Genomic DNA, 25,866 nt, shown 5'->3' with positions numbered 1-25,866 from the left:
ATCATGAAAAAGCCTCCGATTCGCCGTTCGCGCGCCCGTGGTGCCGTTGCCGTCGAGTTCGCGCTCGTGCTGATGCCGATGATCATGCTCGCGACCGGCGTGGCCGAGTTCGGCCGCGCGATCTACCAGTTCGAGACGCTGACCAAGGCGACGCGCGATGCGGCACGCTACCTGTCGGTGTGGTTGCCGACCGACAGCGCGTACCCGGTGTCGCAGGCGCAGTGTCTCGTCGTCTACGGCAGCACGACGTGCGGCGCTTCCGGCACCGAGCTGGTGCCGGGGCTCACGACGTCGATGGTGACGATCTGCGACGCGCAGCGCACGACCGGCTGCAGCGACGGGTCCGATCCGTCGCAGTTCGCGAACCTGCCGACCTACGACGCGAACAACAACGCGGCGAGCGGCACGGCGACGGGCGCGATCAACGTCGTCGAAGTGAAGATCAAGGGCTACAAGTACCAGCCGATCCCCGCGTTCCCGGGGCTGCCGTCGATCACCTTCAACAACATCGTCACCGTGATGAGGCAAGTGTCATGAGCGCGCGCCACGTCCCCCTGTCGCGCCGGCGCACCCAGCGCGGCGCAGCGATCGTCGAGTTCGCGCTGATCGCGTCGGTGCTGATCATGCTGCTGATCGGCATCTTCGAATTCGGCCGCGTGCTGTTCTACTGGAGCACGGCCAGCGAAGCCGTGCGGCTCGGCGCACGCACGGCGGTGGTGTGCGACGTGAATGCGGCCGGCGTCGTGAAGCGGGTGAGATCGCTGCTGCCGCTGCTGTCGAACGCGAACGTGTCGGTGAACTACTCACCCGCAAGCTGTGACGTGAATTCGTGCGCGTTCGTGACCGTCAGCGTCACGAACGTCACCGTCAAGACGATGATCCCGTTCGTGAACGTCACGGTGACGATGCCGCCGTTCACGACGACACTGCCGCGCGAAAGCCTGACTTCCGCGACCGGCGGCGCCAACTGCAATTGATCGAACAGGCGAGGCACACGACATGATCAACATCCTCGTAGCTTCCGACGACACCGCGCGACTCACGCAGATCGCGCGCCTCGTGGCCGACTGCGGACGCTATCGCGCGACACGCGCGACCGGCCGCCCGTCGCAGATCGAACATCGCACCGACGGGCTCGACGCGTTCGACATCCTGCTGGTCGATGGCACGTCGCTCGACCCGTCCGAGCTGGCGGCGATCGAGCGGATCTGCCGTGCGCACGCCGGGCTGACCTGCATCCTCGTGACGGCGGACCCGTCGCCGCACGTACTGCTCGACGCAATGCGGGCAGGCGCACGCGACGTGCTGCAGTGGCCGCTCGACACGCAGGCGCTCGGCAACGCGCTCGAACGGGCGGCCGCGCAAAGCACGCGGCGCGACACCGACGACACGCGGATCGTGTCGTTCATGTCGTGCAAGGGCGGGGCCGGCACGAGCTTCGCGGCCAGCAACATCGCATTCGAGATCGCGGAAGGTTTCAAGCGCCGCGTGCTGCTGATCGACCTGAACCAGCAGTTCGCCGACGCGGCCTTTCTCGTCAGTGACGAAACCCCGCCGTCGACGCTGCCGCAGCTGTGCGCGCAGATCGAGCGGCTCGACAGCGCGTTCCTCGACGCGAGCGTCGCGCACGTGACGGAGAACTTCCACGTGCTCGCGGGCGCAGGCGACCCGGTCAAGGCCGCCGAGATGCGCGAGGACGCGCTCGAGTGGATCCTGGGCGTCGCCGCGCCGCGCTACGACTTCGTGATCTTCGACGTCGGCGTCTGCATCAATCCGCTGTCGATGGTCGCGCTGGATCGCAGCGACCAGATCCAGCTCGTGCTGCAGCCCGCGATGCCGCACGTGCGCGCCGGCCGCCGGCTGCTGGAGATACTCGTGTCGCTCGGCTACTCGACCGACCAGATGCGGCTGATCGTGAACCGTGCGACGCGTGCGAGCGACCGCACCCGCACCGCGCTCGAGGAAGTGCTCGGCCTGCAGGCGGCCTGCACGATTCCCGAGGATGCCGACACCGTGCTCGAAGCGATCAACCAGGGCCATCCGGTGTCGCGGCTCGCACGCGGTACCGCGGTCGTGCGTGCGTTGCAGGGGTGTGCGAAACAACTCGTCGACGGCGAAGTGCGTGCGGGGCACAGCGCGGCGAGCAGCGAACCGCTGATGTCCAGGCTTTTCGGCCGCAAGGCCACGCCGAAGCTCAAGTCCATGTAACTCTCTCGGGGAACCATCATGTCATTGCGCGAACAGATGTCCTTGCACCGGGCCCAGCCGCTGGCGGCGGGCAGCGAACCGGCCAGCCCGGCGCATTCGTCGGTGCGCGACGCATACCAGAAGCTGCGCCGCGAAATCCACCTGGCCGTGCTCGAACGCGTCGAGCTCGAGCGCCTGTCGCGGATGCCGCAGGAATCGGTCCGCATGGAGATCGGCCTGCTGATCACGCGCATCCTCGACGAGGAGCGGCTGCCGGCGAACGACATCGAGCGGCGGCAGCTCGCGATCGACGTGTACGACGAGATGTTCGGTTTCGGTCCGCTCGAAGCGCTGCTGCGCGACCCGAGCATTTCCGACATCCTCGTGAACACGTACCGGCAGGTCTATGTCGAGCGCTTCGGCCAGCTCGAACTGACCGACGTGACGTTCTACGACGACGCGCACCTGATGAAGGTGATCGAGAAGATCGTGTCGCGCGTCGGGCGCCGCATCGACGAATCGAGCCCGATGGTCGATGCGCGGCTGCCGGACGGCTCGCGCGTGAACGCGATCATCCCGCCGTCCGCGATCGACGGGCCGCTGATGTCGATCCGGCGTTTCGCGGTCAATCCGCTGAAGATGGACGACCTCGTGCGCTACCACAGCCTGACGCCGCCGATGGCCGAGCTGCTCGACGCGCTGTCGCGCGCGAAGATCAACGTGCTGGTGTCGGGCGGCACCGGCAGCGGCAAGACGACGCTGCTCAACATCCTGTCCGGCTACATTCCGCGCAACGAGCGGATCGTGACGATCGAGGACGCGGCCGAACTGCAACTACAGCAGCCGCACGTGCTGCGCCTCGAAACGCGCCCGCCGAACATCGAGGGCAAGGGCGAGATCACGCAGCGCACGCTGGTGCGCAACGCGCTGCGGATGCGCCCCGACCGGATCATCCTCGGCGAAGTGCGCGGCGCGGAAGCGCTCGACATGCTCAACGCGATGAATACCGGCCACGAAGGCTCGCTCGCGACGATTCACGCGAACACGCCGCGCGACGCGCTGACGCGGCTCGAGAACATGATCAGCGTCTCCGGCCTGACGCTGCCGCCGAAGACGATGCGCCAGCAGATCGCGTCCGCGATCTCGGTGGTCGTGCAGGCGGCACGGCTGACCGACGGCAGGCGCAAGATCGTCAGCATCCAGGAGCTGACCGGGATGGAAGGCGACATCATCAACATGCAGGAGATCTTCACGTTCAAGCGCATGGGCGTGGACCGCGACGGGACGGTACGCGGCCACTTCTGCGCGACCGGCGTGCGGCCGAAGTTCGTCGAGCGGCTGCAGGCGTTCGGCATCAACCTGCCGGATTCGCTGTACGACCCGTCTCAGCGGTACGAGACGAACTGACGACAGGGCGCCGTTCGCTGCCGGGGAGGCTTCATGAACACGATCTTTTACGGTTTTGTGATTCTCACCTTCGTCGCGGTGGTACTCGCGATCGAAGGGGGCTATCAGTGGTGGAACGCGCGGCACGGCTCTGCCGCGCGCCGGATCGAATCGCGCATCCGCTCGATGTCGGCCGGCGGCAACGTCCAGCAGGAACGGCTGTCGATCCTGAAGAAGCGGATGCTCGACGAATCGAAGCCGTTCGACCGGTTGCTGCTGCGCTTGCCGCGCGTGCATCGGCTCGATCTCGTGATCCAGCAGTCGGGCCTCGACTGGACGCTGCCGAAGCTGATCATGCTCAGCGTGGTGTTCGCGGCGTTCGCCTGGGTCGCGCTGAGCTTCGCGACGTTGCCGCAGCTCGCTGCGCTGCCGGTCGCGCTGTTCGCCGGATGCGTGCCGATGATGTACGTGATGCGCTGCCGCGGCAAGCGGATGCGCAAGCTCGAACGGCAGTTGCCGGACATCTGCGACATGATCTCGCGCGCGCTGCGTTCCGGTCATTCGTTCACCAGCACGCTCGGGATGGTCGGCGACGAGTTTCCCGATCCGATGGGCGGCGAGTTCCGCGTCACGTTCGACGAGGTGAACTACGGCGTGTCGCTGCACGACGCGCTGATGAACCTCGCGACGCGCGTGCCGGTGCAGGACCTGCGGTACTTCGTGATCGCGGTGCTGATCCAGCGCGAGACGGGCGGCAACCTGGCCGAGCTGCTCGACTGCATTTCCGCGCTGATCCGTGAGCGCTTCAAGCTGTTCGACAAGGTGCGCGTGCTGTCGGCGGAAGGGCGGCTGTCGGCATGGATTCTCGGGCTGCTGCCGTTCGGCACCGCCGCGGTGATGGCGCTGCTGAACCGCGAATTCCTGTCCGTGCTCTGGGAGGATCCGGCGGGGATCAGGATGGTCGGCGGGATGCTGGTGTCGATGCTGTTCGGCCTGTTCTGGATCCGCCGCATCGTCCGCATTCGTGTCTGACGCGCAAGTCATATAACCAACCATTGCGAGGCTGTCATGCAAAATCTGAGCGTGGTCCAGGCCGTGATGCTGGGCGGCTTGTTCATCTTCGTGGCCGGCGGCGTGCTCATCGCGATGCTGCTGTTCGCGCCGCGCAGCATCCAGCGCCGGCTCCAGCAGGCCGGCGGGGCCGGGGCGACCGGCGCGGCGGGCACCGGCGACGGCGACGACATGGCGTCGCGCTGGGTCGCGAAGCTGGTCGAGCTGTCCACCCCGATCTCGAAGCTGTCGGTGCCGAAGGAGGGCTGGGAGAATTCGCCGCTGCGCATCCGGCTCATGAATGCCGGCTGGCGTAACCAGAGCGCGGCCGCGCTGTACTTCACCGCGAAGACGGCGCTCGCGCTCGGGCTGCCGTGCGCGGCGCTGCTGGTGCTGATCACGACGTCGCTCGGCGACGAGCGCGCGATCCTGTCGGCGATCCTCGTCGCGTTCGCCGGGATCGGCTACTACATCCCGAACATCGTGCTGTCGCAGCGGGTCAAGGTGCGCCAGCAGAAGATCTTCGAGGATTTCCCGGATGCACTCGACCTGCTGACGGTGTGCGTCGAGGCGGGTCTCGGGCTCGATGCGGCGCTGATGAAGGTGAGCGAGGAGCTGCGGTTCAGCAGCGAGGTGGTCGCAAGCGAACTCGACCTGCTGCTGCTCGAGATGCGCTCCGGCTTTACGAAGGAGACGGCGCTGCGCAATCTCGCCCTGCGTACCGGCGTGGAGGACATCGAGTCGTTCTGCGCGATGCTGATCCAGGCCGACCGGTTCGGCACGAGCATCAGCGAATCGCTGCGCGTGTTGTCCGACATGCTGCGCACGCGGCGGCGCATGCGTGCGGAGGAGCGGGCCGCGAAGATTGCGCTGAAGCTGCTGTTCCCGCTGATCTTCTGCATCTTCCCCGCGCTGATGCTGGTGCTGCTCGGGCCGGCCATGATCCACGTCTATCGCGTGCTGCTGCCGACGTTCGTGGGCATCGCACCGTGAGCAACGGACCGGCGTTGCGCCGGTTTCGTCGATAAAGGCTTTGCGTGCCGGCCGGCCACCCCCGCCGGCCGGCACGGTAACAGGCTTCATGGAGGCTCCCTCCCCAGGCGGCGCCGCGAGACAGGTTGACCATAGCGGTGTCAATGCATCCTGGACCCATGGTCGGCCATGGAACTAGCCGTAGTCCACCGCCTTAGCGGCTGCCCCCTACTGCTAACCTGAATGCCGGCGAAGTTTGCCGGCATCGCGTTGTGCGCGACGACGCGGCGTTCCGGCGTCATCCCGAACGCAATCGCAGCGATGACAGGCGCGTCGCCGCGCTATAGCATGGTCGGCATTCGCGGCGCGGCACGCGCCATTCCCGGTCGAGACCCGACAGGAGCACCATGCCGACCTTGACGACCGAACCGCTGGAGCCCGACGAGCGCGCCCGCTTGCGCGGGATGAAAGGCGGCGGCCGGCTGATCGTCGTGGTGGCGCTCGTGTTTGCCGCGGTGCCCGTCGGCCTCGTCTTCCTCACCGAGCGGATGAAATTCCCGCTGCTGACGTCCCTGTGGGTTGCGGGGATCATCGTGACGACCACCCTGGGCGTGTATCTGATCGGCAAGTGGTACGAGCACAAGGTCGCGCTCGACCTGAAAGCCAACCGGAAGTTCGTACTCGACACCACGGTTGCCAGGCTCGACGTGCAGACCGTTGGCGGCGTGCAGAGCTATTACCTGCTCATTGCCGACCACGATCGCGAAATACCGCGTCGACGCTTCGACGTAGACAAGGACGCTTTTGACAACTTGCGCGAAGGTGAGCGTGTCCGTATCGCGTTCGTGCCGAATTCCGGCCGCGTGCTGGAGATCGCGTCGGCTACGTACCGGCACCTGATGTGAATCCGGGATCATGCGCGGCACGCGAGGTCGACCGCGCGCATGGCCCGCAAGGCAGCGGAAAGGTCTGATCCGCACGACTGTTTCGCCGGTCGCGTCAATCGCATCGATACCTTGAGTTTCATCATCCGCCGCGCTACATTGCCGCTCGCAGAATTCCGCACGGACTCCTGCGCACCCTGTAATTCGTACGTAAGGAACCCCGATGGGGCAACAGGCGGAAGGCAACGACGACATTCCCGGCAGCCCGGCCGGCCGCGACGCACTCGCGCCGGTCGCCGGGGCCGCCGCGTTGCTGGTCGCCACGCTCGGCACGCTGGGCGCCGTCGACCTCCTGCCTGCCGACCTGCGCTGGTGCGCCCCGCTTGCCAGCGCATGGTGCAACGTACTCGTCGTCGCGATCGGCGTGCTGCTCGCCGGCCGCGCACGCCGCCATTCCCCGGAAATATCGGCCGCCGCGCTGATCGGCGACTGGGTGCGCAATGCGTTCAGCCGCAAGCACGAACCGGAGCACGACGACAACCCGTGGCCGGCGATCGCCGCCGCGATCGACTGGCGGCCATGGGCGGTTGCCGGCGGCGGTGTGCTCTCCGTTGCGCTTGCCGCGCTCGCGTGGCAGCCGCCGTCGCCCGCGATGCTGGTTCGCGCGATGGCGTCGCCCGAGCCCACGCTTGCGGCCGGTGCGGCCTGCCTCGTCCTCGCATTTCTGACGCTCGTCGCCGAACGCCACCATGCGGCGGCCGCCAGCCGTTCGGCGGTGTCCGCGTCGCTCACGCGGGTGCTGCGCGTCGCGCTCGTCACCGCGCTCGCGGGTGTGCTGGCCGCCGCCTGGTTCGCGTTCCGGCACCGCACGGCCGACTGGCTCGTGCAGGCGGTCGCGCTGTTCAACGCTGCCGTCGCTGCCGAACTGGCGCTGCGCGGCGTGCTGTCGTGGTTTGCGGGGCCGCGCGGCGCCGTCGTGCCGACCAGCGCGATCGCCGGGCTGCTGAGCCGGCGCCCGTCGCCGTTCGCGTCGCTCGGCGCCGAGCTGCGCCATCGTTACGGCATCGACCTGCGGCAGAGCTGGGGCTGGCGCAGCTTCGTGCGGCTGCTGCCCGGCGCGCTCGCCGCTACCGTCGCGTGTGCGTGGCTGCTCACCGCCGTCGTCGTGCTGAACCCGGAGCAGCGCGCGGTCTATGAACGGTTCGGTGCGCCCGTCTCGGTCTGGCAGCCGGGCCTGCACGTCGGCTTGCCCTGGCCGTTCGGGCGCGCGCGCATCGTCGACAACGGCGCGGTGCACCAGGTCGCGATCGCGGGCAGCGCGAACGACGGCAGCGCCGATACGACGCCCGTGCCGGCCGACGGCCCGACGCCCGAACGCCTCGACCGTCTGTGGGATGTGCCGCATCCGTGGGAAACCACCCAGGTGATCGCCGGCGCGAACGGCGACCGCCAGAATTTCCAGATCGTCAACGCGGACGTGCGGGTCGACTACCGGCTCGGCCTGACCGATGCCGCGGCACGCGCGGCGCTCTATCGCACGATCGACCCGGAAAGCACGGTGCGCACGAGCGCCAATCGCGAACTCGTGCACTACCTCGCGTCGCATACGCTCGAATCGCTGCTGGAAACCAATCAGGCCGCGATGGCGGACCAGTTGAAGCGCGCGATCCAGCAGCAGCTCGACCGGCTGCAAAGCGGCGTCGACGTGATCGCGGTCGTGATCGAGAGCGTGCATCCGCCGACCGGTGCGGCTGCCGCCTTCCACGACGTGCAGGCCGCGCAGATCCGCGCGCAGGGCAGCGTCGCGCAGGCGCGCGGCTTTGCGGCCGGCTTGCTCGGCAACGCGCAGCAGCAAGCGCTCGAACGGGTCGCGCACGCCGAAGCGCAGGCCGGCGACACGGTGTCGTCGGCGCGCGTGCAGCAGATCGATTTCGACGCCGACCTGGTCGCGTACCGGCTCGGCGGCCCCGCGTTTCCGTTCGAGTATTACCTCGACCGGCTGCAACGCGGCCTGCGCAACGCGCGCATGACGATCATCGACGACCGGCTCGCCGACGGCACGCGGGCGACCGTCGATCTTCGCAATAGTCCTGCCGGCGATCTCGCCGGCATCCATTGACATGTCGCGGCGTGATCCGCATGGGCGGCGCGGCACGGCAACATGCCGTGCCGCTGCACCGCACGCGGGCGACGCCGCACCCGGGGCGATATCGTGAGTCTGTTTCATTCGCACGCGCATGATCATGCGCACCACGGCCATGGCCACGACCACCCTCATCACGCGCATCACGGTGCGCCGCAGCCGCCCGGCGCGTTCCGCCTGCGCGTCATCGTCGCGGTGCTGTGCGTGCTGGTCGCACTCGCGGTCGCGAGCTTCGTGCAGGTGCGGGCCGGCGAGGCGTCGGTGATCACGCGCTTCGGGCGGCCCGTGCACGTGCTGCTCGAACCCGGGCTCGCGTGGCGCCTGCCTGCGCCGATCGATGCGGTGACACCGGTCGACCTGCGCCTGCACACCACGTCGAGCGGCCTGCAGGACGTCGGCACCCGCGACGGGCTGCGCATCATCGTCGAGGCCTACGTCGCGTGGCGCGTGCCGGCCGATGCGCGCGACATCGGGCGCTTCATGCGCGCGGTCGGCAATGAGCCGGACGAAGCGGCGCGGCAGATCCGCTCGCTCGTCGGCTCCGCGCTGCAGACGACGTCCGCCGGGTACGATCTCGCGTCGCTCGTGAACACCGATCCGGCCCAGGTGAAGATCGGCGAATTCGAAGAGGCGCTGCGCCGGCAGATCGATGCGCAGCTCTATGCGGCTTACGGCGTGCGAGTCGCCCAGGTCGGGCTCGAACGGCTCACGCTGCCGGCCGTCACGCTCGCGGCGACGGTGGACCGGATGAGCGCCGAACGCGAGACCGTGGCCGCGCAGCGCACCGCGGACGGCAATCGCGAGGCCGCGCAGATCCGCTCGGACGCCGAGCGCGACGCGCGCATCGCGCTGGCCGATGCGAACGTGAAAGCGGCCGGCATCGAAGCGCAATCGCGCAAGGACGCGGCCGACATCTACGGCAAGAGCTATGCGGGCAACCCGCACCTGTACACGATGCTGCGTTCGCTCGACACGCTGAACACGGTGGTCGGCACCAATACGAACCTGATCCTGCGCACCGACGCCGCGCCGTTCCGCGTGCTCGTGCAGGGCCCGGGCGACGCGTCGGCGCAGGCCGCGCCGGCGCCCAAGGCGTCCAGCGCGCACAAGGCCGCGCGATGAGCGAGCCGTCCGCACCGCCGCTCGGGCCGGGTGCGCAGGCCGTGCGCCTGTCGTTCTGGTTCGTCGCCGCGCTCGCGGTGCTTGCCGCGTGCGCGTGGGCCGGCTCGAACATCCGGCGGATTCCGGCGGACAGCCGCGCGGTCGTGATGCGGTTCGGCGCGCTCGTGCGCACCCAGGACGCCGGGCTCGTGATCGCGTGGCCGCAACCGTTCGAGTCGGTCCTGCTCGTGCCGGGCGCCGCGCGCGTGCTCGAGCAGCGGATCCGTTCGCTCGATCGCGATCCGCGGGCGCTTGCACCGTCCGCGCAGGGCGTCGCGCGCTTGCCCGATGCGCTCGCCGGTTCCGGCTACGTGCTGACGGGTGACGGCGGCGCGGTCGCGTTGAGCGCGGTGCTCTATTACCGGGTCAGCGATCCGTACGCGTACGTGCTGCAGCGGGACCGTCTCGACGCGGCGCTCGAACGGATCGTGTCCGCGTCGGCCGTCGAGGTGGCGGCGACCCGCGATCTCGACGCGATCCTGGTCGCACGGCCCGAGCAACTGGCCGCCGACCGGCAGATGGCCGCGCGTCGCGAACGGTTGCGCGGCGATCTCGCCGATGCGATCGCGCGGCACCTGCGCGCACTCGATGCGGCGCACGCGGGGCTCGGCGTCGAAGTCGCGCGCGTCGACGTGCAGCCCGCGTTTCCCGGCGCGGCCGCCGATGCGTTCAACGCGGTGCTGACGTCGCTGCAGGTCGCCGAGCGGACCATCGCGCAAGCGCGCACCGCCGCCGAACAGCGGCGCCAGGATGCGCAGCAGGATGCCGACCGGATCGTGCAGGACGCGCAGGCCCACGCGGCCGAACGCGTCGCCACCGCACAGACCGACACGCTGGAAATCCGGCAGCTCGACGCGACGCTCCGCGAGAACGGCGATCCGGGGCTGCTGGCGCGGCTGTATCGCGATCGCGTGCAGCGCGTGCTGTCGCAGGCCGGACGTGTGACGACGATCGATCCGCACGACACCTCCAACCTGATCCTGCCCGGAAACGCCCGATGAATTCGCTCGCCGAACCGGCCACGCAGCCGGACGCCGCGCCTGCCGGCACGACGGCCTATGCGCTGTCCTCCGACGAACGCCGCACGATCACGCGGCAGATTGCGCTGGCGCTGCTCGCGGGCGGCCTGCTCGTGCTGTCGTTCGCGTGGCGCATGTTGTCGACCGGCGGCGACACGCTCGCGCAACTGCTCGCCGCGCTCGCGTCGCTGATCGTCGCGGGGCCGGTGTTTGCGAGTGCGTGGCACAGCCTGCGCGCGCCGAGCCTGCATGGCGTGACCGATCGGCTGATCGCGCTCGCGATGCTGGCCGCGTGGGCGATCGGCGACATGACGACGGCCGCGCTGCTGCCGATCGTGATGACCTTCGGCCATGCGCTTGAAGAGCGCAGCGTGCTCGGCTCGCAGGAGGCGATTCGCGCGCTCGGCCGCCTGACGGCCGGCCGCGTGCGCCGCATCGGCGCCGACGGGAGTGTCGTCGAAGTCGCGTATGACGCACTGCGTTCGGGCGACCGCATCGAAGTGGTGGCCGGCGCGCGCATTCCGGTCGACGGCGTCGTGGTGGCGGGCACGTCGAGCGTCGACAACGGGCCGATCACCGGCGAATCCGTACCGCACGACGTCGATGCAGGCAGCACCGTGTATGGCGGCGCGTTGAATCTCGACGGCGTGCTGCGCATCGACGTCACGCATACCGGCAAGGATTCGACGCTCGGCAAGATCATCGCGCTGATGCAGCACGCGGAGCAGGCGAAACCGCCCGTCACGCAGGTGCTCGAGCGGCACATGGGCGCGTATCTCGCGCTCGTCCTGCTGATCGCCGCGATCGTCTGGTTCACGTCCGCGAATGCGTCGGCGATGCTCGCGGTCATCGTGGCCGCGTGCCCGTGCGCGCTGGTGCTCGCCGCGCCGTCCACGGCCATTGCCGGGATCGCGGTCGGCGCGCGGCACGGCATCCTGTTTCGCAATGCCGCGTTCCTCGACAAGATCGCCGAGGTCGATTCGCTCGTGATCGACAAGACCGGCACGCTCACCCGCGGGGAATTGCAGGTCCGGCAGGTGTGGCTGCAGCCCGGTGTCGACGGTGCGCAGACGCGCACGCTGGCCGCGCGGCTCGGCGAAAGCAGCGCACACCCGGCGAGCCGCGCGCTTGTTCGCGATGCCGCCGCGTCCGGCCTCACCGGTGCCGCCGTTGCACCGTTCGAGCGCACGCGGGAATTGCGCGGGCTCGGCGTCGTCGCCGACACGCCGGACGGCACGGCCGTGCTGGGGCGTCCCGCACTGCTGGCCGACCACGTCGGTAACTTGCCGCCGGCCCCGGACGGTTTCGACGGGCCGATCGTCGGCCTCGCGCTCGACGGGCGGCTGCTCGCATGGTTCGGTTTCGCCGACACGCTGCGGCCCGACGCGCGCGACGCGCTCGCCGAACTGCGGACATTGGGCCTTGCGCGGCAGACGCTGCTGACGGGCGACCTCGAACGCGTCGCCAGCAAGGTCGCGGCCGAGACGGGCATCGAGACGGTGGTCGCGCAGGCGCTGCCGCACGACAAGCTCGATTACGTGATGCACGAGATCGGCGCGGGCCTGCATCCGCTCGTCGTCGGCGACGGGCTGAACGACGTGCTGGCGATCAAGGCCGGGTCGACGAGCATCGCGATGGGCGAGCGCGGCGTCGACATCGCGATCGCGTCGGCTGACGTCGTGCTGCTGGGCGACGACCTGAAGCGGATTCCGACCTGCATCCGCCTCGGCCGGCAATGCCGGCGCACGGCGACGACCAATGCGGCGATCGGCCTCGCGTGGACGCTCGCGGTAATCGCGCTCGCCGCGACCGGGATGCTCGGCGCGGTGTGGGCGGCGATCCTGCACAACGTCGGCACGTTCATCGTGATCGCGAATGCAGGGCGGCTGCTGCGGATCGACGAGGACGTTCGCGACGCGTGAGCGGAGGAGGGACGATCGGCGCGCGCGGCCTCCGTCCTGTCTCATGGCTCCTTCGCCAGCCCCTCAAGCCCCGATTTCGGCCCACGGCTGCGGCCGTGCGTGATTCGCGAACAGAGGATGTGCGTGAGCCTCGTCAAGCGTGAGAACGGGCGTCACGCAGGCGTCCGCCGATGCGAACCGTTCGCGCCAGACCGCCAGCGGTTGCGACGCGACCAGGCGTTCCACTTCGACACGCAAGGCCACGCAGTCGCTGGAACCGGGCAGTTGGCCGCGCTGCCAGTGGCGTGCGGCCCAGTCGGGGCGGTCGAACACGTCACATGCCGCTTTCCAGAACTTGAACTCCAGCGCGCCGACCGCGAGGTGGCGGCCGTCGTGCGTGGCGTACAGGCCATAGCAAGGCAATGCGCCGTTGAGCAGATCCTCGCCCGCACCGGGGCGGCGGCCCAGCGCCGCGGCCAGCATCGCGCCGGTGGCCCTCGGCATCACGAGTTGCGCGTGCAGTCCGTGGGTCATGCTCACGTCCAGATGCTTTCCCCGTCCCGTTCTCTGCGCGTCGAACACGCCCGACAGCACGGCGATGCAGGCCATTGCGCTCCCGCCCGCGAGGTCGCCCCATTGCACATTGGACTGAGCCGGTTCGCCCGTGGGGGCGCGCATCTGGTCGAGCACGCCCGACATCGCCATGAAGTTGAGGTCGTGCCCGGCCTTGCCCGCCCACGGGCCGCGTTGCCCGTAGCCGGTGATCGACACCATCGTGAGGCGCGGGTTGATCGCGTGCAGGGCGGCACCGTCCAGCCCCAGGCTTTGCAATACACCCGGACGGAAGCTGTCGAGCAGCACATCGGCATCCTTCGTCCACGCGCGCAGCCGATCCAGGTCTGCGTCATTGCGGAAGTCGACGGTGCGGCACTCCTTGCCGTGATTGAGGGCGTCGAACAACCCCGCCAGCGGCCGCGTCGGGTCGCCCTCGGGCGGCTCCACCTTGATGACGCTCGCGCCCAGGTCGGTCAGCATGCGGGTCGCAAACGGGCCGGGCAGGTTGCGCGACAGATCGAGCACCCGCAGGCCGGACAGCAACGGAGGCAATGCGCCGCCGGCGAGCGCTGCGTCATGCATCCTCGAACCTCCCGCCTGCACGGGCCAGCTCGACCACGATCGCCGCGGGCTCGAAACGCGCGCCATACTGCGCCGCCAGTTCGCGCGCACGCTGCACGAAGCGTTGCGCGCCCATCGCATTGATGAACTGCAAGGCCCCGCCGTGGTGGGGTGCAAAGCCCCAGCCGAAGATCGAGCCGATGTTGGTATCGGCCACCGAGCGCACCACGTTTTCCTCGAAGCAGCGCGCGGCTTCGTTCGCCTGGATGAACATCAGGCGATCCACCAGCTCCTGCTGCGCGGGCTGGTCGGCGCGCGGCGGGTAGAGCGCGGTGAGCTCGGGCCACAGCGACTTTTCCTTGCCCTGGTAGTCGTAAAAGCCTTTGCCCGCTTTCTTGCCGACCCGGCCCAGGTCGAGGCCCACCTTGCGCAGCACGGCCTCCGCAGGGTGCGGCGGGTAATCCTTGCCTTCGGCCTCCAGGTCGCGGCGGGTCTGGTCCGTCACGTGCAGCGACAGGCCGAGCGACACTTCGTCCTGCAGCGCCAGCGGCGGCATGGGCATGCCGGCCTTGAGACCGGCCACCTCGATGGAACGCGGATGCACGCCTTCGGCCAGCATCGCGATGCCCTCCATCACGTAGGTGGCGAACACGCGTGACGTGTAGAAGCCGCGGCTGTCATTCACGACGATGGGCGTCTTGCCGATCTGCAGCACGTAGTCGAAGCCGCGCGCCAGCGTCTCGTCCGAGGTCTTCGCGCCCACGATGATCTCGACTAGCGGCATCTTGTCCACGGGCGAGAAGAAGTGCAGGCCGATGAAGTGGGCCGGACGGCGGCTCACGTGTGCGAGCCCCGTGATCGGCAGCGTGGATGTGTTGGACGCGAACACCGCATCGTCGCCGATGACGGCCTCGGCCAGCGTCGTGCAGTCGGCCTTGATCGCGCGGTCCTCGAACACGGCCTCGACCACCAGGTCGCAGCCCCGCAGGTCGTCGTAGCGCGTGGTGGGCAGGATGCGCGCGAGCAGGGCGTCGCGCTTGTCCTGCGTGGTCTTGCCGCGCGCCAGCGCCTTGTCCAGCAGTCCTTGCGAATAGGCTTTGCCTTTCTCGGCGTTCTCCTGCGTCGTGTCGAGCAGCACCACGTCGATCCCCGCCTTGGCCGACACGTAAGCAATGCCCGCACCCATCATTCCCGCGCCGAGGATGCCCACCTTCTTCACCTTGGCCGGCGGCATGCCGGCGGGGCGCGACTGCCCCTTCTTGATCGCATTGAGCTGGTACCACAGCGTGCCGATCAGGTTCCTGCTGACCTGCGACATCACGCAGGCGGCGAAATAGCGCGACTCCACCTGCGAGCCGGTGTCGAAGTCGAGCAGGCAGCCCTCGAACAGGCAACTCATGATGTGGGTCAGGGCCGGATAGTTGCCATGCGCCTTTGCATTCGCGATGGAAGGTGCGATGGCCAGCATTTGAACGACGGCAGGACTCTTGCTGTCGCCGCCGGGAATGCGAAAACCCTTGGTGTCCCACGGCTGCACGGGCGCGGGGTGCGCCACGCACCATGCGCGGGCCTTTTGCAGCAGTTCCTCGCGCGTGGCGGCCAGTTCGTTCAGCAGGCCGAGACCCAGCGCCTTGGCCGGGCTCAGCTCGATGCCCTGGGTGATCAGCTCGAAGCTCTTCTGGATGCCGATCATGCGCGGCAGGCGCTGGGTCCCGCCACCGCCGGGCAGCAGGCCCAGCTTGACTTCAGGCAGACCGATCTTCGCCTTGGGATCGTCGATCGCAAAGCGCGCATGGCAGGCCAGCGCCAGTTCGAGCCCGCCGCCGAGCGCGGTGCCGTTGAGCGCGGCCACCACGGGCTTGCCGCATGTTTCCATGCGGCGCAGCAGCGCCTTGAGCTGCTCGCTCAACTGGAAGGCTTGTTCGGCGGACGTGATCCGGCTGAGCTGGTCGATGTCGGCGCCGGCGACGAAGCTCGGCTTGCCGGACGTGATCACGAGGCCCTTGATCCCGGCTTCCTGTTCCACGTGCCCGATGACGCGCGTGAACTCTTCCATCAGCGCCGGGGCAAGCACGTTCATCGCGCGGCCGGGCTGATCGAGGGTGGCCAGGCCGATGCCGTTGGCATCCACATCAAACGAGAGGGTGGTGTAGGTGGTCATGTGTGGAGCCCTCTTCAGACGCGTTCGATGATGGTGGCGATACCCATGCCGGCGCCGACGCACAGGGTGGCCAGCGCGGTGGATTGGCCGGTGCGCTCCAGTTCGTCCAGCGCGGTGCCGAGGAGGATGGCGCCCGTCGCGCCCAGCGGGTGGCCCATCGCGATCGAACCGCCGTTGACGTTCACGCGCTCGAGCGACACGCCGAGATCGCGCGCCGTCTTCATCGGCACGGTGGCGAATGCGTCGTTGATTTCCCACAGGTCGATGTCGGAGGCCGCCATGCCTGCCTTGGCCAGCGCCTTGCGCACGGCGGGCGTCGGGCCGGTGAGCATGATGGTGGGCTCGGTGCCCGTGACCGCGAACGCGCGCACCCGGGCGCGTGGCTTGAGCCCCGCCTGCTCGCCTGCGGCCTGGCTGCCCATCAGCAGCAGTGCCGCGCCGTCGACGATGCCGGACGAGTTGCCCGCATGGTGGTGGTGGTGGATTTTTTCGATGGTCGTGTATTTGTCCAGCGCGGTGGCATCGAAGCCCATCTCGCCCATCGTTTCAAACGCGGCGCCGATCGGCGCGAGCGATTCGACCGAGGCGCCGGGGCGGACCGTTTCGTCGCGATCCAGCAGGAGCCGGCCGTTGAGGTCCGTCACCGGGACGATCGACCGGGCGAAGTAACCGTGCGCCTGCGCGTGCGCCGCACGGCGATGCGACTCGGCGGCAAACGCATCGAGATCGCTGCGGCCGAAACCTTCGAGCGTGGCGACGAGGTCGGCGCTGATGCCCTGCGGAATGAAGCCCGTGCCGCTGTTGACGCGCGGATCCATCACCCACGCGCCGCCGTCGCTGCCCATCGCCCAGCGGCTCATGGATTCGACGCCGCCGGCCACCACCATGTCCTCCATCCCCGACATGATCTTTGCCGCAGCGAGGTTGGCGGCTTCCAGCCCCGACGCGCAGAACCGCGACAGCGTCACGCCCGCCACGCTTTGCGCCCAGCCCGCGTCGAGCACGGCGGTGCGGGCGATGTCCGCGCCTTGCTCGCCCACGGGCGTCACGCAGCCGAGCACCACGTCGTCCACCCGTGCGGTGTCGAGCCGGCTGCGCGCTTGCAGCGCCTGCAGCAGCGTGCGCAGCAGCCATACGGGCGTGGCCTGGTGCAGGCTGCCGTCTTTCTTGCCCTTGCCGCGCGGCGTGCGCACCGCATCGAAAATATAGGCTTCGGTCATGAGGGACTTTCCCTGGATGGATGGGTGGGATGAAGGCGCGCCGGCGCTTACAGGTAGCGCGAGGCCAGTTCCTTCATGATTTCGTTGGTCCCGCCGTAGATGCGCTGCACGCGCGCGTCGGCATACAGGCGGGCGATCGGGTATTCCTTCATGTAGCCGTAGCCGCCGAAGAACTGCAGGCATTCGTCGATCAGCTTGCACTGGTTGTCGGTGACCCAGTACTTGATGAGCGCCGCGCGGTCCACGCCCAGCTCGCCGTTGAGGTGCGCGACGATGGCCGCATCCACGAGCGCACGCGACGCCATCAGCAGCGCCTGGCATTCGGCGAGCTTGAAACGCGTGTTCTGGAACGAGAAGATCGGCTTGCCGAACGCCTGGCGTTCCTTGGTGTAGGCCAGCGTTTCCTGCATGGCCAGCTCCATGGCCGCGATGCCCGCCACGGCGACGATCAGCCGCTCCTGCGGCAGCTCCTGCATGAGCTGGATGAAGCCCATGCCTTCATTCCCGCCGAGCAGGTTGTCGACGGGCACCTGCACGTCGTCGAAGAACAGTTCCGAGGTGTCTTGCGCATCCATCCCGAGCTTGTCGAGGTTGCGACCGCGCCTGAAGCCCGATGCCTGGTCCGTCTCGATCACGAGCAGCGACATGCCTTGCGCGCCTTCGTCCTTGCTGGTCTTGCAGACCACGATGACCAGATTGGCGAGCTGGCCGTTGGTGATGAAGGTCTTGCTGCCGTTGATGCGGTAGAGGTCGCCCTCCCGGGCGGCGGTGGTGCGCACCGCCTGCAGATCGGACCCCGTGCCGGGTTCGGTCATCGCGATCGCGCCGATCAGCTCGCCCGTGGCGAGGCGCGGCAACCAGCGTTGCTTTTGCGCTTCGGTGCCATGGCGCAGGATGTAGGGGGCGACGATGCCCGAGTGCAGCGAGCCGCCGAAGCCGCCGATTCCTGCTGCACCCTGGGCCAGGATCAGCGCGGCCTCATGCCCGAAGTCGCCGCCCGCGCCGCCGTATTCCTCGGGCATGGACGCACACAGGAAGCCGTTGGCCCCGGCTTCTTCCCACGCGTGCCGGTCCATCATGCCGGCCTGGCGCCAGGCTTCGTCCCGGGGAACCCACTGCTCCTTGAAGAAACGGTTGGCCGTATCGAACAGCATCTGGTGCTCATGGGTCATCCAGCTCGGGGCGAAATTTTGAATAGCCATGGGGTGTGCTCGTCGGGTGATTGCGATCCGGGTTTTCCCGGTCGGGTCGCTCAAATCGGTAATCTTGATTACCGCTTCCGTGTGCCTGATGCGACGCGGAATCCGTGAAAAACCTGCATCTGGTGCGAGCCATTCTCGTAACACGAGCGTTGAAAGGCAAGGCAGCGGGAGGGCTTATTTCCATTTTGAGATAATTTGGTAACATGCCTTTCCATGAAGGAAAGGAACCCATCCATTGACGCGCAAGCGGCGCCCGATGCACTCAAGCCCGAGGAGCGTCGCGCGCTCCTGATGCGGATGCGCGGTCACACGCTGGCCCGGATCGAGAAGGCCGTGCTGGAGCTCTTTTCCGGGCGCGATTTCCATGAGGTGGGCCTGGCCGACGTGGCCCGTGCGGCCAACGTGTCGTTGCAAACCATCTACAAGTACTTCGGCAGCAAGGAGGTGCTGGTTTGCGCGATGCTCGACGTGATGCTGGGCCGGCTGGCCGAGCGCATGATCGATCACCTGCAGGGCATCGACGACGTGCGTGAGCGCCTGCGCAAGACCTGCTGGGTCACGCTGGACTACATGGACAAGCATCCTTCGGTGATGCTGATGATGTTCACGACCATGCCCATGTCGCGGTACAAGAACATCGGCATCTATGAGAGCCGGGAGCTGATGGAAGCCTTCCTCGGTGTCTTCAAGGACGGCCAGGCGCGCGGCACGTTGAACGACAAGGTATCCAGCAAGGTGCTGCTGGACGTGTTCATGGGCGTGCTGGGGCGCGTGATGGTGATGCACCTGATGCGGGGCGAAACGCGGCCGCTGACCGCGCAGTTCGACGAACTGTTTGCCATCTTGTGGCGGGCGATGTCGGCCGGGGAATGACGCGGCTCCGTCAGGATGCCTGGGAGTATCGATCGATGCCGTGCGCCGAGGGGCGGGGCCCGCGCGCCGTCCTTCATGTCGGTGGCCCGCCGCCGGCAGTCGCCGTTGAGCCGCCGGCCGCGGCGCACTTCATCCCCGGTCGCGACGTTCCCCTTCACCGCATCACGGCCGGCCTTCGTCCGGTATTTCGGCCGCCTTGCTGAGCTCGCCCATGATGATCCGCGCGATTTCGTTGGCCGGTGCGCGTCCATCGGGCGCGGCAGCCGTGTTCGACCACGTGACGATCGTCGTTTTCGTGACCGGGTCATAGCCCATGAAGGTGTTGAAGCCCGGTATCTCGCCCGTATGTCCGTAGAACGTGCCGAACTTGGCCAGGCCCAGGCAGTAGCTCGCCGACATCGGGTCGGTCGGATCGACCGGCGTGCAACTGGCGAGCCGTTGCGCCTGCAGGTCGGCGTTCAGGTAGCCGCCGCCGACCATCCGCTGCACGTAGGCGGCCAGTTCCGTCACGGTCGAAATGCCGGAGCCGGCCGTCCACGCCCACGACGTATTGACGCTGGTCACGTTCGTCGGCTGCAGCACGCCGCTTTTCGCGTCAGCCTGGCGTTGCGGCGACAGCGCGTCGCTGTCGGTCGTCTCGGCGTTGGTGCCCCATTGATAGCCCTGCGGCGCCGGCGCCGGCAGCGACGTGTCCTGCTGCGGCGGGAGCATGGTATTGGCCAGGCCGAGCGGCGCAAACAGGCGCGCGTTCATCGCATCGGCCGCGCTCATGCCGGTCAGCTGCTCGATGATGAGCCCGAGCAGTATCGTGTTCGTATTCGAGTAGCGAAAATCCGTGCCGGGCGGGAAATAGACCGGCTGGCCTTCGGCGATACCCAGCAACTCGGACGTGGTCCAGACCATATCCGGCTGCGCGTCGAGCGTCTGGTTGAACGCGAGATTCGTCGAATAGTTGTAGAGGCCGCTGCGCATCGTCAGCAACTGTTCGATCGTGATCGTGTCGCCGTTGGGCACGTTCGCGACGAATTTGCTGACGCTGTCGCCGAGGCTCAGCCGGCCTTCCTGTACCAGTTGCAGGATGACCGTGCCAGTCCAGGTCTTCGTCACGCTGCCGACGCGAAAGTGCGCATTCGTCGGGATCGGCGTGTTCGTGCCTCGCACGGCCGTGCCGAACGATTCGAGCCAGTTGCCCTGCGGCGATTGCACATAGACCACCGCGCCGGGGGTGAGCGTGTCCGCGAGCAGTGCGTCGATCTGCGGGCGCGCCGCGTTCGCGAACGCGGGCGTGTTCGAGGTCGGCGAACTGTCGCCGCCGCACGCGGAAACGGCGAGGCCGATCATCACGGCCGGTGCGACGGCAACCATGCCGTGTACCAGGCGCCGCGATGCGTTCGACAAGAACCGGAAGGTTGCTGAAGTCGCCATGGCGCGGTCCCCTGTGGTCGTGACGTATTGCCTGCGTTGTCTTCTCCAAAACTATAGGACAGGCGCGTGGGTGCCGGCAGCCCGATTTCGTCCGACGATTGCGATCGGGCCCGTTCAGCGGGCCGAGGCCGTCACTGAAAGTGATGCACGTAGCGCAACACCATCCGCGTGCCCTGCGGACGGTTGCGCGCATAGGTCTCGAAGTACGCGTTGAACATCAGGTGATCCTGCGGCGAGAAGCTATACATGGCCCCGGGGCCGGTCGCGAACACGGCTTCCCGCGTGCCGGGAACGTCCTGCCCGTTTTCCTTCATGTCGGTGGTCTGGCGCAGCCAGTAGCCGTTGAGCCCGAGCCGCAGGCCGGGGCGCACTTCGTACTCGGTTGCGAAGTTCGCGTGGATCGCCTGGCCGGCCTGCGTGGACGTCGCGTCCGGGCCGAGCGACGTGGCCGGCTGGTGGTTGGTCGCGTTCCACAAATAATGCAGCCGCCACGACACGGTCCACTTGGGCGTGAGCCACAGCGTCGCCGCCCAGTACGGGTCGAACGACCAGAAATGGCTGCCCGGATTGATCGCGCGCGACGGGTCGTACGCGCCGGTCGGCGCGATGAACTGGAATTCCACACGCTGCGCGAAGCGCGGGCCTTGCGCGCCCATCACCGGGTCGAACTGGATGAACGGGCCGATCAGCAGGTCGCCGAAGCCGGCGCGTGCATTCAGCGCGACGTTGCCGATGCCGTCGTCGGTCCGAGCGGACGCGATCCACGGCAGGATCACGTCGAGGCCGGGATGCATGCCCGCGAACGTCAGCGGCGACTGGTAGACGAGCTGGCTCAGCCCCGCGAACAGGTCGATGTCCTGCTTCGGCAGCCCGACCTTGTTGCCCGCATTGTCGTTGACGCGGCCCGCCGTGTAGTACTGCAGGTACTGCGTGCCGTACCAGCCGGAGCCGGCCGGCGGCATCCCGTCGAGGAAGCTGGTCATGCCGAGGTTGACCGCCGGCAGGTCGGTCGCGCCGGCCGGCGCGCTTGCGGCCATGCCGGCGATCGTGAGGCCTGCGACAACGAGCACGCGAGAGCCGAGTTTCATGTTCACCACCTCCTGGATATTTATTTGTATAACTAATCAAATGGTGCGAAAGAGATCGGGATGGTCGGCGATCGCGCGATACTGGCCGGCATGGAACACCAGCGGTGCCTTTCCGAACGCGTCGAACTGTTCGATCTGGCCGATGAAGAGCAGGTGATCGCCGCCTTCGTAATGGCCGACGTTGCGACACACGAAGCGCGCGCTTGCGCCGTCGAGGCAGGGCACGCCGCCGGTCTCCGAATCCACGTGAAGCACGCCGTCGAACTTGTCGGCGCTGGGCGTCGCGAAGCGGCGCGACAGCTCGATCTGGTCGTGCGCGAGGATGTTGATCGCGAAATGGGTGGCCGCGACGAAATCCGGGCGGCTCGGCGCGACCTTGCGCAGGCTCCACAGCACGAGCGGCGGATCGAGCGATAGCGACGAGAACGAATTGGCGGTGAGGCCCACCTTGCGGCCGTCGGGCGCGCACGTGGTGATCACGGTCACGCCGGTCGGGAATTGCCCGAACGCGGCGCGCAACTGCATCGGGTCGAGGGCCGGTCGATCGGTAGCGGTCGTTTCCATGCCGGTCACTCCGCGCGCGCGCTGTGTTCGCGGATCGTCGCCGCGCAGGCCGACGGCTCGAACCACCACGGCGAGAAGCGGCGCGGATCGTCGAAGCCGTCGACGATCGCCGCGGCGAGCGAATGGAACTGACCGGCCGCGCCGAGCAGTTCGAGGATGTGCGGCGGCGGTGGCGTGAGCAACGAATTGGTCCAGCGCACGACATGCTGCGCATACGCCCAGTAACCTTCGAACGTCTGCTGCATCCAGTCTTCGCCGAACGGTGCGGCATCGCGCGCGACGATCGCGTCGAAATAGGCCTTCGCGCATTTCGCGGCGTTGTTCGATCCCTGGCCGGTGATCGGATCGTTGACGACCACCGCATCGGCCATCCCGAATACAGTGCGGCCCGACGGCAGCCGGAAGAACGGCTTGCGCACGGTTGGCGCGAAGCGCCCGGCCAGCGTGCCGTTCGGATCGGTGAGCTCGACGTCGCGGCAGCGTTCGAATTCCCACGGCACATACTGCTGCAGGAACGACAGGCTGCGGTCCAGGTGCTGCTCGGGCGTCTTCACGTCGGCCCAGCAGTCGAGCGGGCCGCCCGGAATGCCTTCGAACACCATGATTTCGCACGGGCCCGTCGTGGTCAGCGCGGGGAACACGAAATACTCGCCGATGCCGGGCAGCAGGTTGAAGCGCACCCGCGAATACGGCTGGCTCGGCGTCATCCCTTTCACATACGTGAGGGCCAGTGCGCGTTGCGGGCGGTCGAACGCGCTGCGTGCTTCGTCGCGGCCGAGCAGGTTGACGATCTCGCCCTTGCCGGCCGCGAGCAGCACGAGGTCGTGGCTGCGCGCCAGTTCCTCGAGTTCGGGCACACCGATGTCGGCAATGCGCACGTCCGCGCCACGGCGTCGCACGCCGTCGAGCCAGTCGGCCATTTTGACGCGCTGGTCGACCGACTGCGCATAGCGGGTGAGCCGCGACTGCCAGTCGATCACTTTGCGGCCGTTGCCGTCCGGATGCGGCACCGCGATGCCGATCCCTTCGACGGACGGGCACGCTTCCTCCCAGGTGTTCAGGCCGAGGTCGCGCTCGATCTGCAATGACGTGTGGAACATGCACTGGCTCGACATGACCTTGCCCGTGCGGATCTGCTCGGCGTCGCGGTTGGTCGCGAGCGTGACGTGGTAGCCCTGGTCGAGCAGGGCGAAGGCGAGTTGCAGGCCGGACTGGCCCGCGCCGACGATGGCGATGCGTCTCATGGATAGGTCCTGGGTTGGCCGGCTACCGGCCGTGAGAAGAGGTGGGGAAAGCGGCGGCGGGGAGCGGTCACTCCGCCAGACGCGGAATGGCCGGCACCGCCTGTTCGGGGCCCATCGCGGCATAGCCGCCATCCACCGCGTAGTCGGCGCCCGTCACGAAGCTCGCCGCGTCGCTGCACAGGAACGTCACAACCTGCGCGACCTCGGACGGATCGCCGACGCGGCCGAGCAGGTGGAACGGCGCGGCCACACGATCGGTCTTTGCGCGATCGCCGTGGGTCATCTCGTCCATCACGCGCGACCAGGTCCAGCCCGGCGACACCGAGTTGACGCGAATGCGGTCGGGCGCGAGATCCATCGCCATGCTGCGCGTGAGCTGGCGGATCGCCGCCTTGGAGGTCGGGTACAGCCAGCGGCCGGTTTGCGCGCATTGGGCCGAGATCGAGCTGAAGTTCACGATCGCGCCGCCGCCGCGTCGCACCAGATGCGGATGCACGGCCTTCGCGAGCATCGCCGCCGACACGACGTTGACGTCCATCGCGGCGAGCCAGTCGTTGCGGGTCGCCTGGATGCCGTTGTCGACGTAGCTGCACGCGAGGTTGACGAGCACGTCGATCGCGCCGAACCGCTCGACGATCGCCGCGACTGCATGCTCGATCGCGCGATCGTCGGTGATGTCGAGCGCGACGAACATCGCCCGTTCGCCGAGCGAATCGGCCACGCGCGTGCCGTTCTCCACATCGAGATCGAGGATCGCGACGCACGCACCGGCGCGGTTCAGGTCCTGCGCGACCGCGGCGCCGATCAGCGTGGCGCCGCCGGTGACGATCGCGACTTTGCCAGCAAGGGCAGTCATGGGGTGTCTCCGGGAATCGTTTTGTGAGGGAAGGGCCGCGTCAATGCGTACCCGACGACGGCTCGCTGTCCTGCCAGCGGCGCATCAGGCCGTTCGACGGCACGGTTTCGTCGAGCAGCTTGCGGGCCGTTTCGACGCCCGCGACCGGCAGGCCGGCCGGGTCGAGCAGGCCGATCTGCACGAGCACGCTCGCCTGATCCCAGTAGATGTGCTCGTGATAGAGCTTGTCGCCGCGAAACTTGACGATCGCGACGAGCGGAATCTCGACGCGCTTGCCGGTCGGCGCGACGCCCGGCAGCATCCAGTCGATCTCGGTGGTGTGCGTGAAGCAGAACAGCAGCTCGTCGACGATCTGGCTCGCGCCGATCGTGCGCGAGATCGGCGTAATCGTCGTGTCCGGCGGATTCGCATGCACGAAGTGATGCGTGTAGAAGCGCTTGAGCGCGTCGTAGCCCACGCCGCCCGTCAGCGTCGGAATGTGATTGACGTACGGTTCGGCAACCATCGTCGCCATTGTTGCATCGACGTTACGCGTGTCGAATTCGTGCTTGAGGTGCGCTTCCCACAGCGTGGACAGGTCGTAGCGCGGGCCGAGCGCGGCGCGGAAAGCGGCAATCGCGCGCTGGTGGGCCATGATCGCGGCGGCCTTGTCGAAATGATCGCCGCCGATGCGCGCGAACGCGTGATCGACGCCCGGATACATATACACTTCGACGCCGTCGCGCCCGGCGAGCGCGTCGGCAATGCGCTGCTGCGCGTCGGGCGGGCAGAAGCGGTCCTGCCCCGCGATCTGCAGCACGAGCCGGCCGTGCAGATGCGACGCCTCGTCGAGCGCCTGCTCGATGCCCACGCCGTAGTAGCTGACCGCTGCGGCCACGCCAGGCAGCCGGCACGCGGCGAGATAGGCGAGCTTGCCGCCGAGGCAGTAGCCGAGCACGCCGGCTTCGCCCGTGCATGCCGGTAACTGCTTGAGTGCGTCCAGTGCAGCGCCGACATCCTCGACGCCCTTGTTCTCGTCGTATTCGCGGTAAAGGGCCATCGCGCGTTCCATGTCGGTCGCTGTGTAACCGAGTTCGACTCCCGGCGCCTGGCGCCAGAACAGGTCGGGCACGAGCACCGTATAGCCTTCCTCCGCGTAGTAGTCCGCGGCCTCCCGCATCGTCGCGTTCGCGCCGAAGATCTCGTGGCACAGCACGATGCCGGGCCCCTTGCCGGCGGCCGGCGTGCTCAGGTACGCGCGAAACGTGCCGCCGTCCGGCGACGGAATCTCGATGTGACGTCCTTGCATGTGTCCCTCCATTCAGTTCATTGCTGCGACGAGCCCAGTATTGGCGGACGAAATGGGCGTTTCTATCCGCTTTCTTCGGCCGGTATCCGCGAATTCCGGAAACCTGTTGCACCGGCCGCCGCGCGT

Annotated in this window: 22 protein-coding genes; 12 read left to right on the top strand and 10 right to left on the bottom strand. The window is 67.9% G+C overall.

Going from position 1 to position 25,866, the window contains the following annotated elements:
- The first annotated feature begins 3 nt into the window (after positions 1-3).
- From BCEP18194_RS03320 to BCEP18194_RS03270, 11 genes are all read left to right on the top strand, one after another.
- Complete coding sequence (locus tag BCEP18194_RS03320; protein WP_011349885.1) at positions 4-537, top strand: TadE/TadG family type IV pilus assembly protein; 534 nt, start codon at positions 4-6, stop codon at positions 535-537.
- Positions 534-977 (top strand): TadE/TadG family type IV pilus assembly protein, encoded by a 444-nt coding sequence (locus BCEP18194_RS03315; RefSeq protein WP_011349884.1) that lies wholly within the window; start codon positions 534-536, stop codon positions 975-977. Before BCEP18194_RS03320 ends, BCEP18194_RS03315 begins: the two co-directional genes overlap by 4 nt.
- A 22-nt stretch (positions 978-999) precedes the next feature.
- Positions 1,000-2,208, top strand: coding sequence for an AAA family ATPase (locus BCEP18194_RS03310; protein WP_011349883.1), 1,209 nt, complete (start codon positions 1,000-1,002; stop codon positions 2,206-2,208).
- 18 nt (positions 2,209-2,226) lie between these two features.
- Entirely contained in the window at positions 2,227-3,594 is a 1,368-nt protein-coding gene (locus BCEP18194_RS03305) for a CpaF family protein (protein WP_011349882.1), read from the top strand.
- Between the two features lie 33 nt (positions 3,595-3,627).
- A complete protein-coding gene (locus tag BCEP18194_RS03300; RefSeq protein WP_011349881.1) occupies positions 3,628-4,605 on the top strand; it encodes a type II secretion system F family protein in 978 nt (325 codons plus the stop codon).
- Between the two features lie 36 nt (positions 4,606-4,641).
- Positions 4,642-5,616 carry a type II secretion system F family protein gene (locus tag BCEP18194_RS03295; protein ID WP_011349880.1) on the top strand — a complete coding sequence of 325 codons (975 nt, stop codon included), beginning with the start codon at positions 4,642-4,644 and terminating at the stop codon, positions 5,614-5,616.
- A 395-nt stretch (positions 5,617-6,011) separates the two neighbouring features.
- Positions 6,012-6,500 (top strand): hypothetical protein, encoded by a 489-nt coding sequence (locus BCEP18194_RS03290; protein ID WP_167316004.1) that lies wholly within the window; start codon positions 6,012-6,014, stop codon positions 6,498-6,500.
- Positions 6,501-6,702: 202 nt separating this feature from the next.
- On the top strand, positions 6,703-8,598 hold the full coding sequence (gene hflK, locus BCEP18194_RS03285; protein WP_011349878.1) for a protease modulator HflK: 1,896 nt from the start codon (positions 6,703-6,705) through the stop codon (positions 8,596-8,598).
- Positions 8,599-8,691: 93 nt separating this feature from the next.
- Positions 8,692-9,744, top strand: a complete 1,053-nt coding sequence (hflC, locus tag BCEP18194_RS03280; protein ID WP_041492615.1) for a protease modulator HflC — start codon at positions 8,692-8,694, stop codon at positions 9,742-9,744.
- Positions 9,741-10,784, top strand: a complete 1,044-nt coding sequence (gene hflK / locus BCEP18194_RS03275; RefSeq protein ID WP_011349876.1) for a protease modulator HflK — start codon at positions 9,741-9,743, stop codon at positions 10,782-10,784. Before hflC ends, hflK (BCEP18194_RS03275) begins: the two co-directional genes overlap by 4 nt.
- A complete protein-coding gene (locus BCEP18194_RS03270; protein WP_011349875.1) occupies positions 10,781-12,724 on the top strand; it encodes a heavy metal translocating P-type ATPase in 1,944 nt (647 codons plus the stop codon). The genes hflK (BCEP18194_RS03275) and BCEP18194_RS03270 overlap by 4 nt, the downstream gene beginning before the upstream one ends.
- 63 nt (positions 12,725-12,787) lie before the next feature.
- On the opposite strand, the gene BCEP18194_RS03265 is transcribed toward BCEP18194_RS03270, so the two are convergent.
- The 4 genes from BCEP18194_RS03265 to BCEP18194_RS03250 are packed head-to-tail and all read right to left on the bottom strand — an operon-like array spanning position 12,788 to position 18,402.
- Positions 12,788-13,840: a CaiB/BaiF CoA transferase family protein gene (locus tag BCEP18194_RS03265; protein ID WP_011349874.1), complete on the bottom strand. Its 1,053-nt coding sequence runs from the start codon at positions 13,838-13,840 to the stop codon at positions 12,788-12,790.
- On the bottom strand, positions 13,833-15,980 hold the full coding sequence (locus BCEP18194_RS03260; protein ID WP_011349873.1) for a 3-hydroxyacyl-CoA dehydrogenase NAD-binding domain-containing protein: 2,148 nt from the start codon (positions 15,978-15,980) through the stop codon (positions 13,833-13,835). Before BCEP18194_RS03260 ends, BCEP18194_RS03265 begins: the two co-directional genes overlap by 8 nt.
- Positions 15,981-15,994: 14 nt before the next feature.
- Positions 15,995-17,200, bottom strand: a complete 1,206-nt coding sequence (locus BCEP18194_RS03255) for an acetyl-CoA C-acetyltransferase (protein WP_011349872.1) — start codon at positions 17,198-17,200, stop codon at positions 15,995-15,997.
- A gap of 47 nt (positions 17,201-17,247) precedes the next feature.
- Positions 17,248-18,402: an acyl-CoA dehydrogenase family protein gene (locus BCEP18194_RS03250; RefSeq protein ID WP_011349871.1), complete on the bottom strand. Its 1,155-nt coding sequence runs from the start codon at positions 18,400-18,402 to the stop codon at positions 17,248-17,250.
- 213 nt (positions 18,403-18,615) lie between these two features.
- Here BCEP18194_RS03250 and BCEP18194_RS03245 point away from each other — a divergent pair, with 213 nt between their 5' ends.
- The gene (locus BCEP18194_RS03245; RefSeq protein WP_011349870.1) at positions 18,616-19,275 is read left to right on the top strand and encodes a TetR/AcrR family transcriptional regulator; all 660 of its coding nucleotides are present in this window, start codon (positions 18,616-18,618) and stop codon (positions 19,273-19,275) included.
- A 162-nt stretch (positions 19,276-19,437) separates the two neighbouring features.
- Here the strand turns inward: BCEP18194_RS03245 and BCEP18194_RS03240 are convergent, their stop codons facing one another.
- The 6 genes from BCEP18194_RS03240 to BCEP18194_RS03215 form a co-directional block, all read right to left on the bottom strand.
- Positions 19,438-20,700, bottom strand: a complete 1,263-nt coding sequence (locus tag BCEP18194_RS03240) for a serine hydrolase domain-containing protein (RefSeq protein WP_011349869.1) — start codon at positions 20,698-20,700, stop codon at positions 19,438-19,440.
- Between the two features lie 131 nt (positions 20,701-20,831).
- Positions 20,832-21,788: a SphA family protein gene (locus BCEP18194_RS03235; RefSeq protein ID WP_011349868.1), complete on the bottom strand. Its 957-nt coding sequence runs from the start codon at positions 21,786-21,788 to the stop codon at positions 20,832-20,834.
- A gap of 36 nt (positions 21,789-21,824) precedes the next feature.
- Positions 21,825-22,352 carry a flavin reductase family protein gene (locus BCEP18194_RS03230; protein WP_011349867.1) on the bottom strand — a complete coding sequence of 176 codons (528 nt, stop codon included), beginning with the start codon at positions 22,350-22,352 and terminating at the stop codon, positions 21,825-21,827.
- 5 nt (positions 22,353-22,357) lie between these two features.
- A complete protein-coding gene (locus BCEP18194_RS03225; protein ID WP_011349866.1) occupies positions 22,358-23,596 on the bottom strand; it encodes a styrene monooxygenase/indole monooxygenase family protein in 1,239 nt (412 codons plus the stop codon).
- A 67-nt stretch (positions 23,597-23,663) separates the two neighbouring features.
- Positions 23,664-24,452, bottom strand: a complete 789-nt coding sequence (locus tag BCEP18194_RS03220) for an SDR family oxidoreductase (protein ID WP_011349865.1) — start codon at positions 24,450-24,452, stop codon at positions 23,664-23,666.
- Between the two features lie 40 nt (positions 24,453-24,492).
- The gene (locus tag BCEP18194_RS03215) at positions 24,493-25,740 is read right to left on the bottom strand and encodes a dienelactone hydrolase family protein (protein WP_011349864.1); all 1,248 of its coding nucleotides are present in this window, start codon (positions 25,738-25,740) and stop codon (positions 24,493-24,495) included.
- Between the last annotated feature and the right edge of the window lie 126 nt (positions 25,741-25,866).

The sequence above is a fragment of the Burkholderia lata genome (genome assembly GCF_000012945.1).
In the GTDB taxonomy this organism is placed as follows: domain Bacteria; phylum Pseudomonadota; class Gammaproteobacteria; order Burkholderiales; family Burkholderiaceae; genus Burkholderia; species Burkholderia lata.
Note: the sequence above shows the minus strand (reverse complement) of the source record. Positions and strands in the feature narration are given on the sequence as shown.